This window comes from Leeuwenhoekiella aequorea (assembly GCF_004104375.1).
In the GTDB taxonomy this organism is placed as follows: domain Bacteria; phylum Bacteroidota; class Bacteroidia; order Flavobacteriales; family Flavobacteriaceae; genus Leeuwenhoekiella; species Leeuwenhoekiella aequorea.
This window is the reverse complement of sequence record NZ_QOVM01000007.1, coordinates 60,302-79,635: the sequence shown is the minus strand read 5'-3', so window position 1 is coordinate 79,635 and position 19,334 is coordinate 60,302. Positions and strand designations below refer to the sequence as shown.

Sequence of the window (19,334 nt, the reverse complement as noted above, 5' to 3'; positions counted from 1 at the left end):
GCCAAAAGAGTTGTAAACGACTTATAAACAGGTTCACTTATTTTATTAAGAATAAAAGATTTGAAAATGATCTATTTAATATACTCGCAGTAAAACACCGATTTTCATAGTTAAAGTGCTCTTAATACAACCTCGGCATTACCGCACCCTTGCTAACTTTAAAGAAAATTAGTGCAAATATATTATGATCAAGTCTGTAAATCCTTACAATCAAAAGGTTGAATTCGAAACTCAAGAATTAACCATTGAAGAAACTATAAGTGCTATAGATCAAGCGCACAATCGTTTTTTATCCTGGAGAACTACGTCTTTTGCAGAACGCAGTAAATTGATGAAAGCTGCCGGGGAAGAGTTGCGCAAAAATAAAGAGGAGTACGCCCGCACTATAACACTCGAGATGGGAAAACCTATTTCTCAAGCCATTGCTGAAATTGAAAAATGTGCTTGGGTTTGTGATTATTATGCCGATCAGGCTGCGCATCATTTGGCTCCAAAAATGATAGAAACCGATGCAGAAGAAAGCTATGTAAGTTATGAACCCATAGGTGTTGTTCTGGCGGTTATGCCATGGAATTATCCGTTTTGGCAGGTATTTCGTTTTGCAGCACCGGCTTTAATGGCTGGTAACATAGGTATATTAAAACACGCGAGTAACGTTATGCGCAGTGCAGACAATATACAAAAGGTTTTTGAGCGTGCCGGTTTTCCAGAATATTGCTTTACACATCTTCCTTTAAGTAGTTCAAAAATTGAGGATGTAATAAAAAATCCTAAGGTAAAAGCAGTAACACTTACGGGAAGCACACCAGCCGGTAAAGCCGTAGCAGCTACTGCTGGTAGCCAAATTAAGAAGTCCGTGCTTGAATTAGGTGGTAGTAATGCGCTTGTAGTTTTTGAAGATTGCAATATGGAAAAAACCATAGAAAAGGCAGTTACAGCACGCTATCAAAATACAGGACAGAGTTGTATTGCTGGTAAACGCTTGCTGGTACATAAAAATATTGTCGATTCTTTTACCAGTAAATTTGTAGAGGCTGTAAAAAAGTTAGAAAGTGGTGATCCATTACAAGAAGATACCTATATAGGTGTAATGGCACGCGAAGATCTTGCTGAGGAACTCGAAGAACAATTGAATAAAACAATAGATGCCGGCGGAAAAATCCTTTTAGGAGGAAATCGCAATAAAGCCTATTTTGAACCTACTGTTTTGGGAAATGTAACCTCAGAGATGCCACTATTTAAAGAAGAAACATTTGGACCTGTTATAGGTATTACAACATTTGAAACCGAGGATGAAGCCGTTGATCTTGTTAACCAATCTATCTTTGGGTTGGGAGTTTCCTTATTTACAGAAGATTACGATCGTGCAAAACGATTAGTTCCTCGATTTGATGATGGGGCAGTTTTTGTAAATGATCTTGTAAAAAGTGACCCACGTTTACCTTTTGGAGGTACTAAGATTTCGGGTTATGGCCGCGAACTTTCGGCAGACGGAATACAAGAGTTTGTAAACAAAAAAACGGTGTATTTTAACAAATTCTAATATTCAATTCGTTCGGGTAACTAATTGAAAAAAAATGAATTTAGTAACTTCAGAATTTAAACCATTCAAAAATGCCTTCAGTAACTATAAGACGCGTAGAAAAGCGTGATACCAATTTTATTTTAGAATTACTCCCTAGTTTAATGGATCCAGAATTACCGCATTGGCGCGATCCTAATGTGATGCTCGATATTGATCAGCGTATTATAAAAGCTGAAATTCTAGATGGAAATAAGGATAACGCTATTTTTATTGCTGAGGATGAAGAAACTAAATTACAACTTGGCTTTATTTTCTTAGAAATAGGAACCGATTATTACCATAGAGAACCTCATGGTCATATAGCAGATATTATCGTTTCTCCTGAAGCCAGAGGTCGCGGAATCGGAAAAATGCTAATGAATAAAGCGGAAGAATGGACTAAGGATTGCGGCTATAGTTTACTTACTCTAAATGTTTTTGACGATAATAAAAAAGCCAGAAAACTGTACTCTTCGTTAGGTTTTACACCAGATTTAACTAAATATGGTAAAATACTAGAATAGGTTTTTATTTCTTAAGTATTCAGTTATTATTGCTAATTCCCTCTTATATTCATCACAGATAAGTATTCACCATTTTTAATTGTTCTTTATTATTTTATACTACAAAATTGCCCGAATGGCATCTACTTGACGCAATTTTTCTGAATTTATCTCAAATGCATCAATCAAAATTGCATTAAAAACATATATTCATTAATGATTTGTTAACAGGTCTCTACAGAATGTGGTCTTGTTTGAACGATGTTTAAAAATACTTTGAGAGATGGCATTTGACGGCTGATTTGGAGTTGATAGCTTTTAAATTAAATAATTTTGAATGTAGAAAAAATCAGTTTAAGAACTAAAAGAAACCGTTCCTATTTAAAGTAGTAGTCTCTCGCATAAGCAAATTTAAACTTCCTTAATTAGGAGGTTTTTTTTTGAAAATTAACTACCTGTAAATAGATTATAGGAGGAATTTTAAATAGATTTTATGAGTTGGGCGTAGTAGTATTTTTAGGTTAATAAATTGATATTCAGTAAAATATATAATTTTATTCTTAATCTGATATATTCAAAGCTTTTTAGTTATGATAGACTTAAAAACAGGATTAATTAATTTCGGTATAGATTTAAAAAAATGGAATTAAACAAATATAGTAAAGCAGTAACTCAAGACCCTACACAACCAGCGGCGCAAGCAATGCTTCACGCAATAGGTCTTACAGACGAAGATTTTAAAAAACCTCTGGTAGGTATTGCAAGTACAGGATATCAAGGTAATCCTTGTAATATGCACCTTAATGATCTGGCCACTTATGTGAAAGAGGGTGTAGATAAAAATGAACTGGTAGGTCTTATTTTTAATACAATAGGAGTGAGTGATGGTATTTCTATGGGTACTCCAGGAATGCGTTTCTCGCTACCATCTCGAGATATTATAGCAGACTCGATGGAGACTGTAGTGCAAGCCATGAGCTATGATGCGCTGGTAACCGTGGTAGGTTGTGATAAGAATATGCCGGGTGCTTTAATGGCGCAATTGCGATTAGATAGACCTTCTATATTAGTTTACGGAGGTACAATTGCCCCGGGATGCCATAATGGTAAAAAGTTAGATGTGGTTTCAGCATTTGAAGCCTGGGGTTCTAAAATGTCTGGAGCAATTAATGAGACAGAATTTAAAAGTGTGATAAATAAAGCCTGTCCGGGTGCTGGTGCTTGTGGAGGTATGTATACTGCAAATACAATGGCTTCGGCGATAGAAGCCTTGGGGATGTCACTTCCTTATAATTCGTCAAATCCTGCAGTAAGTAGTAACAAAGAAGAAGAGTGTAAACGTTTAGGTGCAGCCTTAAAAAACCTGATTGAAAAAGATATTAAACCTAGTGATATTGTTACGGCAAAATCGTTAGAAAATGCGGTGCGCTTAGTAACCGTTCTTGGCGGATCTACAAATGCAGTCTTGCACTTTTTGGCTATTGCGAAAGCTGCACAACTCGAATTTAAGTTAGCAGATTTTCAAAGAATAAGTGATACTACCCCATTTTTAGCAGATCTGAAACCTAGTGGTAAATACCTTATGGAAGATCTTCATAATGTAGGTGGCGTTCCTGGAGTTTTAAAATATATGCTTGCTGAAGGAATGCTTCACGGAGATTGCCTAACAGTAACGGGTAAAACACTTGCCGAAAATCTAGCTGAAGTTCCTGATCTTATTGAAGGGCAGGATGTAATTCATCCTAAAGAAAATCCAATTAAAGAAACGGGACACATACGTATTCTATATGGCAATATAGCTACAGAAGGTAGTGTGGCAAAAATAACAGGGAAGGAAGGTCTTCATTTTAGCGGTACTGCACGCGTATTTGATGGCGAATATGCTGCAAATGCAGGAATAGGAAAAGGAGAAGTTAAAAAAGGCGATGTGGTTGTTATTCGTTATGAAGGACCACAAGGCGGACCGGGAATGCCAGAAATGCTAAAGCCTACAGCAGCCATAATGGGTGCAGGTTTAGGAAAAGAAGTAGCCTTAATTACTGATGGTCGTTTTTCTGGAGGTACACACGGATTTGTAGTGGGGCATATTACTCCAGAGGCACAAGCCGGGGGGAATATCGCACTTATAGAGAATGGTGATATTATTACGATTAATGCAGAAGCCAATACAATTTCAGTAGATGTTACTGAAGAAGAATTGGCAGAGAGAAAAGAGAAATGGGTTGCTCCAAAACTAAAGTTTGAGCGCGGAGTGCTTTATAAATATGCAAAAACAGTATCGTCTGCATCAGAAGGATGTGTGACTGATGAAATGTAGAAGTAGGCTTATGGAAACACAAACTATTAAATTACAAGCTACAGATTCGCAAGATACAGAGCGAATTACAGGTAAAGAGGCAATCATAAGATGCCTTCTTGCTGAAGGAGTAGATACATTGTACGGCTATCCGGGTGGTGCGATTATGCCCGTTTATGATGAGTTGTATAAATATCAAGATAAAATTAACCACATTCTTACCCGTCACGAGCAAGGGGCTACCCATGCTGCTCAGGGTTATGCCCGTGTTAGTGGTAAAGTGGGTGTGGCTATCGCTACATCGGGACCGGGAGCAACAAATCTTATAACAGGTATTGCAGATGCACAAATAGATTCAACGCCTATGGTGTGCATTACTGGTCAAGTAGCTTCAAATTTATTAGGGAGTGATGCCTTTCAGGAAACAGATATCATTGGTATTTCTACTCCGGTTACAAAATGGAATTTTCAGGTAACAAAAGCGTCTGAAATTCCTGAAGTACTGGCAAAAGCATTTTACATTGCCCGTAGTGGCAGACCAGGTCCTGTTTTAATTGATATCACAAAGGATGCACAGTTTGCTGAGCTTGATTTTAAGTATAAAAAATGCACTGCAATACGTAGCTATAAACCAGTTCCCAAGCTTAATCTTTCCGATGTCGAAGCTGCGGCAGCACTAATCAATGATGCTAAAAAACCGTTTATAGTTTGGGGACAGGGTGTAATCCTTGGCAAAGCCGAAGCAGAATTTAAAGCAGTGGTTGAAAAATCTGGTATTCCTGCTGCTTGGACGATCCTCGGAGTTTCTGCAATTCCTACAGAGCATCCTTTAAATGTGGGTATGGTAGGTATGCACGGTAATTATGCTCCTAATATGTTAACCAATGAGTGTGACGTATTAATCGCAATAGGTATGCGCTTTGATGACCGGGTAACCGGAGATTTGAATACGTATGCAAAACAAGCTAAAGTAATTCATTTTGAAATTGATCCTGCGGAGGTTAATAAGAATGTAAATGCAGAACTGGCTGTTTTAGGTGACAGTAAAGAATCTTTAGCAGCACTTTTGCCCTTATTAGATAAAAAAGAGCATACAGACTGGCATCAGCGTTTTAAAGATTTGTATCAGATCGAATATGATAAAATCATAAGCGAAGATATTCACCCTACAAAAGAAGGTCTTACGATGGGTGAGGTTCTTGAAGGTATAAATACGGTTTCTAAGGGTGATGCCGTAATTGTAAGCGATGTTGGTCAACACCAGATGATTGCTTGCCGTTATGCAAAATTTAATCTTTCTAAAAGTAATATTACTTCTGGCGGACTTGGTACTATGGGATTTGCTCTTCCGGCAGCTATAGGTGCACAAATGGGGGCACCAAACCGTCCGGTTGTTGCTATAATAGGTGATGGGGGATATCAAATGACCATTCAGGAATTGGGTACCATATTTCAAACCAAAGTCCCTGTGAAAATTGTCGTACTCAATAATGAATTTCTCGGAATGGTTCGCCAGTGGCAGCAGTTGTTTTTTGACCGCAGATATGCATCTACAGAAATGGTAAATCCAGATTTTGTAGCAATTGCTAAGGGGTATTTTATAGATGCTCAGAAAGTGACTAAACGCGAGGATCTTGCCGGAGCGATTGAAACCATGCTAGCATCAGAAGGACCTTACTTTTTAGAAGTACGCGTAGAAAAAGAAGATAATGTATTCCCAATGATACCATCAGGAGCATCAGTTTCAGATATAAGATTAGAATAGTATGAGCGAGATAAAAACATTTACAGTTTCTATTTATACCGAAAATAATATCGGTTTGTTAAATCGTATTTCGGCAATATTTCAACGTAGAAAAGTTAATATAGAAAGCCTGAATACTTCGATGTCTGAGATCGAAGGCGTATCAAGATTTGTGATAGTTATTAATATAACTGAAGAGCGAATTAAGAAAATAATTGGTCAGCTAGAAAAGCAAGTTGAGGTTATTAAGGCATTTTATCATACCGATGAGCAAACCATATTTTTAGAAACCTGTCTTTTTAAAATTAAATCTGATTTGCTATTTGAAGAACGTCAGATTCAGAATATTATAAAAGAAAGTAACGCTCAGATTGTAACCGTAAATAAAGAGTTTTTTGTGCTTGAAAAAGCAGGCCGCAGATCTGAGATAGAATTATTATATCGAGAGTTAAGTGCTTTTGGGATAATGCAATTTGTACGTTCTGGTCGTATAGCTGTTACAAAAGATGAGATGAAAATATCTTCGATGCTTGCCGAATTTGCAGAATAAAACAACTAATCATAATCAATAAAATACATTAAAATGTCAAATTACTTTAATACACTATCCTTAAGAGATCAGTTAGCTCAGCTGGCAAAATGCCGATTTATGGAGTCTGATGAGTTTGCAGATGGTATAGAAGCATTACGCGGTAAGAAAGTTGTAATCGTAGGATGTGGAGCGCAGGGATTAAATCAAGGATTAAACATGCGCGACAGTGGGTTAGATATTTCATATACGTTGCGCGAAAGTGCTATTAAAGAGAAAAGAGCATCTTATAAAAATGCTGTAGAAAATGGTTTTACTGTTGGGACTTATGAAGAATTAATTCCCACAGCAGACCTTGTATGTAACCTAACACCAGATAAGCAACATACTGCGGTTGTAAAGGCGATTATGCCTCTTATGAAAAAAGGAGCAACTTTAGCTTATAGCCACGGTTTTAATATTGTAGAAGAAGGAATGCAAATACGGGAAGACCTTACCGTTATTATGTGTGCTCCTAAATGTCCTGGTTCTGAAGTGCGGGAAGAATATAAGCGTGGTTTTGGAGTTCCTACCTTGATAGCAGTTCATCCTGAAAATGATCCTGAAGGAAAAGGAAAAGATCAAGCTAAAGCATACGCAGTTGCAACGGGTGGTCATAGAGCAGGTGTGCTCGAATCTTCATTTGTCGCTGAGGTAAAAAGTGATTTAATGGGTGAGCAAACTATCTTATGTGGTATGCTTCAAACCGGCTCTATTCTTTGTTTCGATAAAATGGTTGAAAAAGGAATTGATAAAGGCTATGCAGCTAAGTTGATTCAATATGGTTGGGAAACTATTACCGAGGCTTTAAAGCATGGTGGTATAACAAATATGATGGATCGATTAAACAATCCTTCAAAAATTAAAGCATTTGAATTGGCTGAAGAAATTAAGGAGATTACGCGTCCTTTATTCCACAAGCATATGGATGATATTATCTCAGGGCATTTCTCCAAAACGATGATGGAAGATTGGGCAAATGACGATGAAAACCTTTTAAAATGGCGTGCTGCAACTGGAGAGACTGCATTTGAAAAGACACCTGCCGGAGACGTTGAGATTTCTGAACAAGAATATTTTGATCACGGCGTATTAATGGTAGCAATGGTTAAAGCCGGAGTAGAGTTAGCTTTTGAAACGATGACAGAAGCGGGTATTATTGAAGAGTCTGCTTATTACGAATCGCTTCACGAAACTCCGCTAATTGCGAATACTATTGCGCGTAAAAAATTATTTGAGATGAATCGTATTATCTCAGATACTGCAGAATATGGTTGCTACTTATTTGACCATGCTTGCAAGCCTCTTTTGACAGATTTTATGAATTCTGTAGATACAAATATCATTGGTAAAGCTTTCGCAAAAGATAATGGTGTAGATAATAAAACACTTATTGCAGTGAACGACGCTATACGAGGTCACGAAGTTGAAGAAGTAGGAGCGTGGTTAAGAGAATCTATGACTGCCATGAAAGAAGTTAAGACAGTAGCGTCGGCAGAGCCGGTTACCGCTTAATATTCTTTTTAAATCACTGTATATACTAAACTTGGTTACACCCGAATAACCAAGTTTAGTCAATCAAAATAATTACAATTTTGAGCGACTTAAAAATCTCATATTTCCCAGAATTAGAAAATGTAAAAAAGGCTGCAGCAACCTTGAAGGGTGTTGCAGCTTTAACTCCATTACTGCCTAGTCTTAATTACTCACGTAAATTTGAGGCAAAAATTCTTCTTAAACGGGAAGATTTGCAACAGGTGCGGTCCTATAAAATTAGAGGAGCCTTCAATAAAATAAGTTCGTTATCGCAAAATGATCGGGATAAGGGAATTGTCTGTGCCAGTGCTGGTAATCACGCACAAGGTGTTGCATTTGCCTGTGCAAAATTAAAAATAAAAGGCACCATTTTTATGCCTGCTCCCACACCGGGTCAGAAAACTGAGCAGGTAAAAATGTTTGGAGAAGACTATGTGACAATAGTTCTAACAGGAGATACCTTTGATGATGCTTATAAAGCTGCAAAAACTGAATGTGATGCGCTGGGTAAAATATTTGTTCATCCTTTTGACGATGAAAAAATCATAGAAGGTCAGGCGACTGTGGGATTAGAAATAATTGAACAAGCTGAGGAAGAGATTGATTATGTTTTTGTACCCGTAGGTGGAGGTGGTCTTGCTTCAGGATTGAGTACCATATTTCATTTACTATCTCCTAAAACCAAAGTAATAGGTGTAGAGCCTGAAGGTGCTCCATCAATGAGTACTTCTATATTTAATAAGGAAAACACAACACTTAGATTAATAGAAAAATTTGTAGATGGCGCTGCGGTGCAACGGGTAGGCGATCGCAATTTTGCTATATGCAAGGAGTACTTACATAAAATGGTAACTGTTCCGGAAGGTAAAGTATGCCAGACCATATTAGATCTTTATAATAAAGACGCTATTGTAGTAGAGCCTGCAGGAGCACTTACCTTATCAGTTCTAGATCAATTTGCTGATGAGATTAAGGGAAAAAATATTGTTTGTATCGTAAGCGGAAGTAATAATGACATAACGCGAACAGCAGAAATTAAAGAACGTGCACTGTTATATCAAGGTTTAAAACATTATTTCATTATACGTTTTCCGCAGCGTGCCGGAGCGTTACGCGAATTTTTAAATGAGATATTAGGACCCAATGATGATATTACATTTTTTGAATACAAAAAGAAGACATCGCGGGAAGATGGTCCAGCCGTAGTAGGAATTGAGATACAAGATTCGGCAAGTTTAGAACCCTTAATTGCACGTATGAAAAGCCGTAAATTTTTCGGCGAGTATTTAAATGATAAACCCGATTTATTTGAATTTTTGATATAAGCTATTTCTTTTTTCGATCAAGAAGCAACTACAAAACCTATCCACATGAAACCACTTACAACCGAAATACCAGAGCAATTTAAAGTTGAGCTAATAGAGCAAAGAACCTATCTCATAGATGGTAAGCTTTTAACATGGGAAGGAGAAACTGCAGAGGTTTATTCAAGCATTCATACAGAGGTTGATGGTGAGCGTCGACCCACAAGATTAGGCTCAACTCCCAGTCTTGGTAAAGAGGAAGCACTATTAGCTGTAGATGCCGCTCATAAAGCTTATGATAGAGGTCAAGGTTTATGGCCAACGATGAAGGTTGCAGATCGCATTAAATGTATGCAGACTTTTGTTGAAAAAATGAAAACTAAGCGGGAGCTTATTGTAACGCTATTGATGTGGGAAATAGGGAAAAATTTTCCAGATTCCCAAAAAGAGTTTGATCGTACCGTTGAGTATATCAATGATACTATTGCAGATTATAAGGATATGGATCGTGATAGTGCTAAATTTTATAAGCAAGACGGGATACATGCACATATTCGTAGAGGACCATTAGGTGTAGTGCTGTGTTTGGGACCTTATAATTATCCGCTTAACGAAACTTTTTGCTTGCTTATTCCTGCTCTAATTATGGGGAATACAGCTGTTTTTAAACCTGCTAAACACGGGGTTTTATTAATTGCACCATTACTAGAAGCATTTCAAGAAAGTTTTCCTCCGGGTGTGGTTAACGTAGTATTTGGTAGAGGTAGAGCGATTGCTTCTCCTGCAATGCAAACGGGAAAAATAGATGTTTTGGCTTTAATAGGGCACAGTTCGTCTGCAAACGCATTACAAAAATTACATCCTAAACAAAATCGTCTACGATTGGTACTTGGCCTTGAAGCAAAAAATCCTGCGATAATTTTACCTGATGCAGATCTTGATCTTGCTGTTGCAGAATGTATTGCAGGTACACTTTCATTTAATGGTCAGCGATGTACAGCTCTAAAGGTGATTTATGTACACGAGAATATTGCAGAGACATTTAACCGTAAGTATTCAGAAGCAGTTGATGCGTTGAAGTTTGGACTGCCCTGGGAAGATGGCGTAAAACTTACACCCTTGCCAGAACCTTCAAAACCTGCATATATTCAAGGGCTTATAGATGATGCTACGGCAAAAGGAGCGCAAGTTCTTAATGCCAAAGGAGGTACTCATTTTGAAAATTTTATATGGCCTGCTGTATTGTTTCCAGTAACAAAAGATATGCTGGTATATCAAGAGGAGCAGTTTGGTCCTGTAGTTCCTATACTTACTTTTAAACATATAGATGAGCCACTAGATGATATGGCAGAGTCAAACTATGGCCAGCAAGTAAGTCTCTTTGGAAAAGATGTTAAGGCGTTAGCGCCGCTTATAGATACTTTGGTAAACTTAGTTTGTCGTGTAAATCTAAATAGTTCGTGTCAACGTGGTCCAGATGTATATCCATTTACAGGCAGAAAAGATTCTGCAGTAGGAACTTTGAGTGTTCACGATGCTTTGCGTTCTTTTTCGATACGCACATTTGTGGCTTCTAAAGACAATGAATATAATAATGCAATCTTAAATGAGTTATTAGATACTAAGAAATCTAACTTCGTAAGTACAGATTACTTGTTATAATAATTATCAAAAGCTTATTTTGTTAGAAATATAGCAGTGAAAAATTATTATCGAACTGAAACTTGAAGAAATCATAAAAAAGTAGATTTATTTGACATTTTCAGGCATTATTGGACTGTCATTTAAATCTACTTTGTACTTTAGCAGAATAAATGAAAGGAATAAACTTACATATAAATGTACTGAAGCACGCTATCAAGGCTGCTGTTTTGTCATTGTATCCAGTTGAGACCCATACTTCTTTGGTATGTATTCCTGTACGCCGTCATGAGCGTCGCCGCCCCTAGTGGGTGCAGTTTTCTTGGGAACTTAGGTGAGTCCGGTTCCGTCTTCAATATCAATTTCACTTTTTTTCTAACTTCCAATTCAAAAGAATATGGAAATTACTATTGCAAATAAATCCCATGCGGGATATGCACAATATATATGCGATACGATCGCAGAATCGGCTAAGGTACGTGGTACAGGTATTGCAAAACGCACACCAGAGTACGTAATCACCAAAATGGAAAACGGAAATTCTGTTATAGCACTTGATGGTGATAAATTTGCTGGTTTCTGTTACATCGAGGCTTGGGGACATGGCAAATTTGTCGCAAATAGTGGTCTTATTGTACACCCTGACTATAGAGGCAGTGGTCTTGCACGGCAAATTAAAGAGGCCATTTTTAAACACTCTCGCCATAAATATCCAGATGCAAAAGTTTTTGGTATCACTACGGGTCTTGCCGTTATGAAAATTAATTCAGATTTGGGATATCGTCCCGTAACCTTTTCAGAACTTACTGATGATCCTACGTTCTGGAAAGGCTGCCAAACCTGTCGTAATTATGATATTTTACAGCGTACCGAGCAAAAAATGTGTTTGTGTACGGGAATGTTATATGATCCTGCAAAAGAAGAGCAGAAAAAAATGCTTATACCTGAAGACGTTAAGCAAATGAATCCAAAAGCTTTTACACGGTTAAAAAGTATTAAAGAACATTTGTTCTTGAAAAAAGATAAAAAGAAACAAGATTAAATTGTTTAGACTCTGTAGAGTCTAGAATAAACCATATTAGAATGAAAAAATTAGTTCTCGCCTATAGTGGCGGTCTTGACACAAGTTATTGCGCTAAGTATCTATCTGAAGAAAAAGGATTTGAAGTACATGCTGTAAGTATTAATACAGGGGGTTTTAGTCAGGAAGAAATTGACGAAATAGAGTCTAAAGCTTTAAAAATAGGAGCTAAAACCTATAAAAATATTCAAGCTGTAGATCGCTTTTATGATAAGGTTGTCAAGAATTTAATTTATGGTAACGTATTAAAAAATAATACTTACCCTCTTTCAGTAAGTGCAGAACGTATTATTCAGGCTGTTGAGATTATAAACTATGCAAAATCGATAGATGCACAATATGTTGCTCACGGAAGTACGGGCGCTGGCAATGACCAAGTTCGTTTTGATATGATTTTTCAAACACTTGCTCCAGAAATTGAAATCATTACTCCTATTAGAGATTTACAACTCTCAAGACAGGCGGAAATCGATTATTTAAAAAGTCACGGTGTGGAGATGGCTTGGGAGAAAGCAAAATATTCTGTAAACCGTGGGCTATGGGGAACAAGTGTAGGAGGTAGTGAGACCTTAACTTCTCATCAAGGATTGCCAGAATCTGCTTTTCCTTCACAAGTAGAAAAAACCGAGTCAGAACAAGTTACTTTAACATTTATAAAAGGCGAATTAACAGCGGTAAATGGCAAGACTGCCGGTGCCGTAGAGAATATTGAAACCCTGCAAAAATTAGCGGCACCTTTTGGTATAGGTCGGGATATTCATGTAGGAGATACCATTATAGGGATAAAGGGTCGCGTAGGTTTTGAAGCGGCCGCACCAGTGATAATAATTAAAGCGCATCATTTATTAGAAAAGCATACGCTTACAAAATGGCAAATGCAGCATAAAGATTATCTAGCTAATTTTTATGGAATGCATTTACATGAAGGTCAATATTTAGATCCGGCTATGCGTAATATGGAAGCCTTCTTAGAAGATAGTCAGAAAAATGTATCAGGTGATGTGTATGTAACATTACATCCCTATCGATTTACTTTGGAAGGTATAAAATCTGATCACGATTTGATGAATGCATCTTTTGGGGCATATGGCGAGATGAATAAGGGATGGACAGCCGACGATGCAAAAGGATTTATAAAAATCACCGGAAACCAAAATAAAATTTACAATCACGTAAACGGAAACTCATGATTAAAGCAGGTATAGTAGGTGGCGCAGGATATACAGCAGGAGAACTGTTGCGTATTTTATTAAACCACTCCTTTGTAGAATTGAGTTTTGTTTACAGCACCTCTAATGCCGGAAACTTGCTTAGTGATGTGCATCAGGATTTGATAGGAAGCACATCGTTACGTTTTGCAGACACAATTGATTTTTCTGTAGATGTAGTTTTTTTATGTTTAGGTCACGGAAATTCCAAAGCATTCTTAAAGGAACATAACTTTACTGAATCTACTGTTATTATTGATTTAAGTAATGATTTTCGATTAAAAGCAGATGCAGATTTTGAAGGTAGAGAGTTTGTATATGGTTTGACAGAACTTAATAGAGATGCTATAAAGCAAGCCGGATCTATTGCAAATCCCGGCTGTTTTGCTACAGCGATTCAGTTAGCGATATTGCCCTTAGCTGATGCACGAAAAATATCAAATGACATCCATATAAATGCTGTTACAGGTGCAACTGGTGCGGGTACTTCACTTTCTGCGACTACTCATTATACGTGGAGAGATAACAACTTTTCATATTACAAACCATTCACACATCAACATATGGGTGAAATTAATCAGACTGTAGCTCAACTTCAATCTGGTTTTGATAAAGAATTATTTTTTCTGCCTAATCGTGGAAATTTTTCCAGAGGAATTTTTGCAACTGCATATACCAAGTTTGATGGCGTATTTGATGAGATAAAAAATTTGTATAAAGACTATTACGCCGATGCTCCGTTTACGTTTGTCTCAGATGCAGAAATACATATGAAACAGGTAGTAAATACTAATAAATGCCTGATTCATTTACACCAACAAGGAAGTCAATTGTTAATTACAAGTTGTATAGATAATCTTTTAAAAGGAGCATCTGGTCAAGCAGTAGAAAATATGAATCTTATCTTTGGGCTTCCGCAGGTTGAAGGGCTTAACCTTAAGGGCAGCTATTTTTAATAATTTCTATAAGATTAGTTGAAGAGCACAATCGGAAGTTATAAAAAAGAATTATTTAAGCAATAATGACACTATAAAAGGGGTTGCTTTCGCCTTCGCGAAATTTACATAAAGGACAGTATATGAAAATAGCAATTATAGGAACTGGTAATCTAGGCCTTTCAATAGCCAAGGGGCTGATAACAAATAATGCAATTACCTCATTATTTATGACTCGTCGTAATCCCGAGGCAATAGCATCTTATGCAGAGTATAAAAATGTGTATGTTACTTCAGATAACGTAGAGGCAGTACAGAAGTCTGATATTTTAATATTTGCAGTTCAACCAGCGCAACTAAGTGCTATTTTAAATGACATAAAAGATCATCTTACAGATAAACATGTTCTTATATCCACCATTACAGGATATCAAATTTCTCAAATTGAAGCAATTGTAGGTACAGATCAATATATTGTGCGTGCAATGCCTAACACAGCAATTGCAGTGGGCGCATCGATGACCTGTCTTGCCAGTAATGAAAAAGGAATGAAGCGTATAAAAATTGCAGAGGCTATTTTTAATCGTTTGGGAAATAGTTTGATTATTCCTGAAACTCAAATGCAGGCAGCTACTGTAGTTTGCGCAAGCGGTATTGCCTTTTGGATGCGACTGATTCGTGCGACTACTCAGGCTGCTATACAACTGGGATTTGACGCAAAGGAAGCACAAGAATTGGCTATGCATACGTGTAATGGAGCATCAAAATTGCTTATAGATTCGGGAAATCATCCCGAAGAAGAAATTGATCGTGTTACAACACCTAAGGGTTGTACGATTGAAGGTTTAAATGAAATGGAACATAAAGGCTTGAGTTCTTCTCTAATTCAAGGGATGGTAGCTTCTTTTAATAAAATTAATATTATAAAATCTGATCAGAAATAATGAGTCTATTTGATGTTTACCCGTTGTATGACGTAACCCCGATAAAAGCTCAGGATGTTTGGGTTTATGATTCAAAACCTACTAAGTATCTGGATTTATATGGAGGTCACGCTGTGATTTCTATAGGTCACTCGCATCCTAAATATGTGGAGAATTTAACAAAGCAATTAGGAGATATTGGGTTTTATAGCAATGCAGTGCACAATCCATTGCAAGAAGCACTTGGAGAACGTTTACCGGTTCAATCTGGATGTCCAGATTATCAGCTATTTATGTGTAGTAGCGGAGCAGAAGCTAATGAGAATGCACTTAAAGTAGCCTCTTTTGTTACAGGAAGAAAAAAGGTTGTTGCCTTTAACAATAGCTTTCACGGGCGCACATCTGCCGCAGTTGCAGCTACAGATAATCCTAAGATTGTTGCTCCAATAAATGCACAACAGGAGGTTGAGTTTTTACCACTAGGTGATCTTGATGCGTTAGCAGGTGTACTTGCTAAAGGTGATGTTTGTGCAGTAATTGTAGAGTTTATTCAGGGAGTAGGAGGTTTAGATATAAGCACAAAAGAATTTTACGAAGGGATTGATAAATTGTGCAAGCAAACCGGAACAATGCTTATCGCCGATGAGGTTCAAGCTGGCTTTGGGCGTACAGGAAGATTTTTTGCATTCCAAGAGTACGATGTACAGCCAGAGTTAATCTCGATGGCAAAAGGTATGGGTAATGGTTTCCCAGTTGGAGGCATTTTAATTCATCCTTCAATAGATGCAGAATTTGGGATGTTGGGAACAACCTTTGGAGGAAACCACCTGGCTTGTGTTGCGGCACTAACAGTTCTTGAAGTTTTAGAAGAAGAGAACCTTCTGGAACATGCCCTTCGGGTTTCAGATCATTTTAATGCCAGGGCATTAGATTTTCCTCAAATCAAAGGTGTAAAAGGACGTGGATTGATGTTAGGAATTGAATTTGATTTTGATACTTCAGCATTGAGAAAACAACTTATTTACGACCAACATATTTTTACAGGAAGCGCAAAGAATAAGAATCTTATACGCATACTTCCGCCATTAACAGTGCAAAATGTGCATATTGATCAGTTTTTTGATGCACTTAAAATAGAACTAGAAAAAATATAATCAACTAAGCAGAGATTTCGGCTGCTACTTATCTTTTGACAGGAATCACTAATGAAAAAATACACTGGTTTAGACGACATTACAGATCTACAAGAACTAATCGCGCAAGCGCGCGAACTTAAAAATAATCCATACGCTTATGAGCAACTGGGTAAGCGCAAGCGCCTTGTAATGCTATTTTTTAACTCTAGCTTACGCACCCGGTTAAGTACAGAAAAAGCTGCAAGCAATCTGGGAATGGATGTCACGGTTATGAACTTTAATAGTGATGCCTGGAAATTAGAATTTGAAGATGGTACTGTTATGGATGCAGATACGTCAGAGCATATTAAAGAGGCTGCTCAAGTGATTTCTCAATATGCAGATATTATTGCTGTACGCGCTTTTCCTACTCTAACGGATAAAGCTAAAGATGAATCTGAATATGTAATTTCTAGTTTTGTTAAGTATGCGAGTGTTCCTATTGTTAATATGGAAAGTGCAACAGCTCATCCTTTGCAAGCACTTGCAGATGCCATTACCATTACAGAATTGGCAAAAAAGAAAAAGCCCAAAGTGGTTTTAAGTTGGGCGCCACATCCTAAAGCTTTACCTCACGCCGTAGCAAATTCATTTATAGGAATGATGCAGAAAATGGATGTCGATTTCACGATCACACATCCCAAAGGCTACGAACTGGATAAGGCTGTTGTAAAAGATTCGGTAGTAGAATATGATCAGGATGCAGCATTAAAGGATGCAGACTTCGTCTACGTGAAGAACTGGAGTAACTATGAGAATTATGGCAAAGTGCTTGCCACAACAGATTCTCACACGAGTTGGACAATAACTGATGAGAAGTTAGGAGAAGCCAGGTTTATGCATTGTCTTCCGGTAAGAAGAAATGTAATCGTTACCGATAGTGTTTTAGATGGAAAGAATTCGGTAGTGATTGAACAAGCAAATAATAGAACCTATTCTGCTCAGGTAATTCTCAAATCAATTTTAGAGAACCTCAATTAACGCTATTCTTATGAGAAATCTTCATATTGTTAAAGTAGGTGGAAATATTATTGAAAAAGATGAAGATCTTCAGCATTTTTTAGATTTGTTTGCAAACCTTGAAGGACCTAAAATATTGGTTCACGGAGGAGGTAAATTAGCTACCGAACTTGCAGAACGCTTAGGTATAGCTGTAAAAATGATTGATGGACGCAGAATTACAGATGCTGAGACCGTCGAGGTAATCACCATGGTTTACGGCGGTAAGGTAAATAAACATATTGTAGCGGGTTTGCAGGCTAGAAATTGCAATGCACTGGGTTTTTCTGGAGCTGATGGAAATACAATTTATTCGGTAAAAAGACCAGTAAAAAATATCGATTTTGGTTTTGTAGGAGATGTTGTTGGCGTTAATAGTGAGCTTATAGATAAATTACTTGATATAGGTATTACACCGGCATTTTGCGCAATAACTCACGATGGTAAAGGTCAATTGCTAAATACAAATGCTGATACAATCGCATGTGAGCTGGCGATAGGGCTTTCTAAAAGTTACAAGGTTACGCTTAACTACTGTTTTGAAAAGCCGGGGGTATTGATTGATGTTGCCAATGATGATTCTGTTGTACGGGAGATAAATACTTCTAAATATTCAGAATTATTAGAAGACAAAATTATCGCAGATGGGTTGCTTCCGAAGTTAGAAAATTGCTTTTATGCATTAAAAGGCGGTGTAAATAAAGTTCAACTTGGCAAACCTGAAATGCTACAAAATACCAATACTAATTTTACAACCTTACGACTGTAATGAACATAGAGAAACTTACGCAAGAGGCACTAGAATTATTAAAAAATCTAATTAAAACACAGTCTTTTTCATCTGAAGAAGAGGGTACGGCTTCATTTATTGAAAATTGGTTTAATACACATGATATTCCATTTCAAAGACAGGCAAATAATATCTGGGCAACTAATAAGAATTTTAAAGAAGGAAAAACCACCTTACTTTTAAATAGTCACCATGATACTGTTCAGCCAAATAACGGCTACACGCGCGATCCATATTCTCCAGATATTGAAGATGGCAAATTATACGGCTTGGGTAGCAATGATGCTGGTGGTTGTCTGGTTTCATTAATTGCAACTTTTACGTATTTCTATGCCTATGAAAATCCTAAATATAATTTAGTTCTGGTAGCGAGTGGTGAGGAAGAGAGTAGCGGTCCAAATGGGTTAAATAGTATGCTTAAAGTTATCCCTCATATTGATGTAGCTATTGTAGGTGAGCCTACGTTGATGAATCTTGCCATTGCAGAAAAGGGACTTGTGGTCTTTGATGCTCAGGTTTTGGGTACTCCTTCACACGCGGCACATCCTAATGACAACAATGCGATCTACAATTGTATACCGGTATTGCAATGGTTTAAGGATTTTAAGTTTGAAAAAGTCTCTGAGGCTTTGGGAGAAGTTAAAATGACAGTCACTCAAATAAAAGGTGGTAAACAGCATAACGCAGTACCTGCAGACATTGATCTGGTAGTTGATGTACGTGTTAATGATCAATATAGTAATAAGGAAATTGCAGATCTATTACAAGCACAAGCACCTTGCGATTCTATAAAACCACGAAGTTTACGATTAAATTCGTCTTCTATTCCTAAAGAGCACGAACTAGTAAAAGCGGGCATTGCTCTAGGTCGAAGCACTTATGGTTCACCAACTTTGAGCGATCAGGCGGTTTTAAGCTGCCCATCATTAAAGTTGGGTCCGGGTGATAGTACCCGTTCACACAGTGCAGATGAGTATATTTACGTTAAAGAAATCGAAGAGGGAATACAGATTTATATAGATTTGCTGGAAAGCATTTTATAATATTGAGTAGTCAATACGAGAAAA

The 19,334-nt window shown here is 37.3% G+C and carries 16 protein-coding genes; all 16 read left to right on the top strand.

All coding sequences use genetic code 11. The annotated features are described in order from the left end of the window. Window positions 1-184 precede the first annotated feature (184 nt). The 16 genes from DSM00_RS13925 to DSM00_RS13850 all read left to right on the top strand — a co-directional run bounded on the left by DSM00_RS13925 (window position 185) and on the right by DSM00_RS13850 (window position 19,310). On the top strand, window positions 185-1,543 hold the full coding sequence (locus tag DSM00_RS13925; protein WP_128758586.1) for an NAD-dependent succinate-semialdehyde dehydrogenase: 1,359 nt from the start codon (window positions 185-187) through the stop codon (window positions 1,541-1,543). A 71-nt stretch (window positions 1,544-1,614) separates the two neighbouring features. Then, entirely contained in the window at window positions 1,615-2,088 is a 474-nt protein-coding gene (locus tag DSM00_RS13920) for a GNAT family N-acetyltransferase (RefSeq protein WP_128758585.1), read from the top strand. 619 nt (window positions 2,089-2,707) lie between these two features. Further along, window positions 2,708-4,384, top strand: coding sequence for a dihydroxy-acid dehydratase (gene ilvD / locus DSM00_RS13915; RefSeq protein WP_128758584.1), 1,677 nt, complete (start codon window positions 2,708-2,710; stop codon window positions 4,382-4,384). A gap of 10 nt (window positions 4,385-4,394) precedes the next feature. Further along, window positions 4,395-6,128, top strand: a complete 1,734-nt coding sequence (gene ilvB, locus DSM00_RS13910; RefSeq protein WP_128758583.1) for a biosynthetic-type acetolactate synthase large subunit — start codon at window positions 4,395-4,397, stop codon at window positions 6,126-6,128. A gap of 1 nt (window position 6,129) precedes the next feature. Further along, window positions 6,130-6,657 (top strand): acetolactate synthase small subunit, encoded by a 528-nt coding sequence (gene ilvN, locus DSM00_RS13905; RefSeq protein ID WP_128758582.1) that lies wholly within the window; start codon window positions 6,130-6,132, stop codon window positions 6,655-6,657. Between the two features lie 33 nt (window positions 6,658-6,690). Beyond that, complete coding sequence (ilvC, locus tag DSM00_RS13900; RefSeq protein ID WP_128758581.1) at window positions 6,691-8,190, top strand: ketol-acid reductoisomerase; 1,500 nt, start codon at window positions 6,691-6,693, stop codon at window positions 8,188-8,190. Window positions 8,191-8,270: 80 nt separating this feature from the next. After that, window positions 8,271-9,536, top strand: coding sequence for a threonine ammonia-lyase IlvA (ilvA, locus tag DSM00_RS13895; protein ID WP_128758580.1), 1,266 nt, complete (start codon window positions 8,271-8,273; stop codon window positions 9,534-9,536). A 45-nt stretch (window positions 9,537-9,581) separates the two neighbouring features. Continuing rightward, the gene (locus tag DSM00_RS13890; protein ID WP_128758579.1) at window positions 9,582-11,177 is read left to right on the top strand and encodes an NADP-dependent glyceraldehyde-3-phosphate dehydrogenase; all 1,596 of its coding nucleotides are present in this window, start codon (window positions 9,582-9,584) and stop codon (window positions 11,175-11,177) included. 376 nt (window positions 11,178-11,553) lie between these two features. Then, window positions 11,554-12,198, top strand: coding sequence for a GNAT family N-acetyltransferase (locus DSM00_RS13885; RefSeq protein WP_128758578.1), 645 nt, complete (start codon window positions 11,554-11,556; stop codon window positions 12,196-12,198). A gap of 41 nt (window positions 12,199-12,239) precedes the next feature. Next, window positions 12,240-13,427 carry an argininosuccinate synthase gene (gene argG / locus DSM00_RS13880; RefSeq protein WP_128758577.1) on the top strand — a complete coding sequence of 396 codons (1,188 nt, stop codon included), beginning with the start codon at window positions 12,240-12,242 and terminating at the stop codon, window positions 13,425-13,427. Beyond that, the gene (gene argC, locus DSM00_RS13875) at window positions 13,424-14,401 is read left to right on the top strand and encodes an N-acetyl-gamma-glutamyl-phosphate reductase (RefSeq protein WP_128758576.1); all 978 of its coding nucleotides are present in this window, start codon (window positions 13,424-13,426) and stop codon (window positions 14,399-14,401) included. Before argG ends, argC begins: the two co-directional genes overlap by 4 nt. Before the next feature lie 122 nt (window positions 14,402-14,523). Then, window positions 14,524-15,324, top strand: a complete 801-nt coding sequence (gene proC / locus DSM00_RS13870) for a pyrroline-5-carboxylate reductase (RefSeq protein WP_128758575.1) — start codon at window positions 14,524-14,526, stop codon at window positions 15,322-15,324. Then, the gene (locus tag DSM00_RS13865) at window positions 15,324-16,457 is read left to right on the top strand and encodes an aspartate aminotransferase family protein (RefSeq protein ID WP_128758574.1); all 1,134 of its coding nucleotides are present in this window, start codon (window positions 15,324-15,326) and stop codon (window positions 16,455-16,457) included. Before proC ends, DSM00_RS13865 begins: the two co-directional genes overlap by 1 nt. Before the next feature lie 51 nt (window positions 16,458-16,508). Continuing rightward, window positions 16,509-17,459 (top strand): N-acetylornithine carbamoyltransferase, encoded by a 951-nt coding sequence (locus DSM00_RS13860; protein WP_128758573.1) that lies wholly within the window; start codon window positions 16,509-16,511, stop codon window positions 17,457-17,459. A 10-nt stretch (window positions 17,460-17,469) separates the two neighbouring features. Next, on the top strand, window positions 17,470-18,246 hold the full coding sequence (argB, locus tag DSM00_RS13855) for an acetylglutamate kinase (protein WP_128758572.1): 777 nt from the start codon (window positions 17,470-17,472) through the stop codon (window positions 18,244-18,246). Next, complete coding sequence (locus DSM00_RS13850; protein WP_128758571.1) at window positions 18,246-19,310, top strand: M20 family metallo-hydrolase; 1,065 nt, start codon at window positions 18,246-18,248, stop codon at window positions 19,308-19,310. The genes argB and DSM00_RS13850 overlap by 1 nt, the downstream gene beginning before the upstream one ends. The last annotated feature ends 24 nt before the right edge of the window (window positions 19,311-19,334 follow it).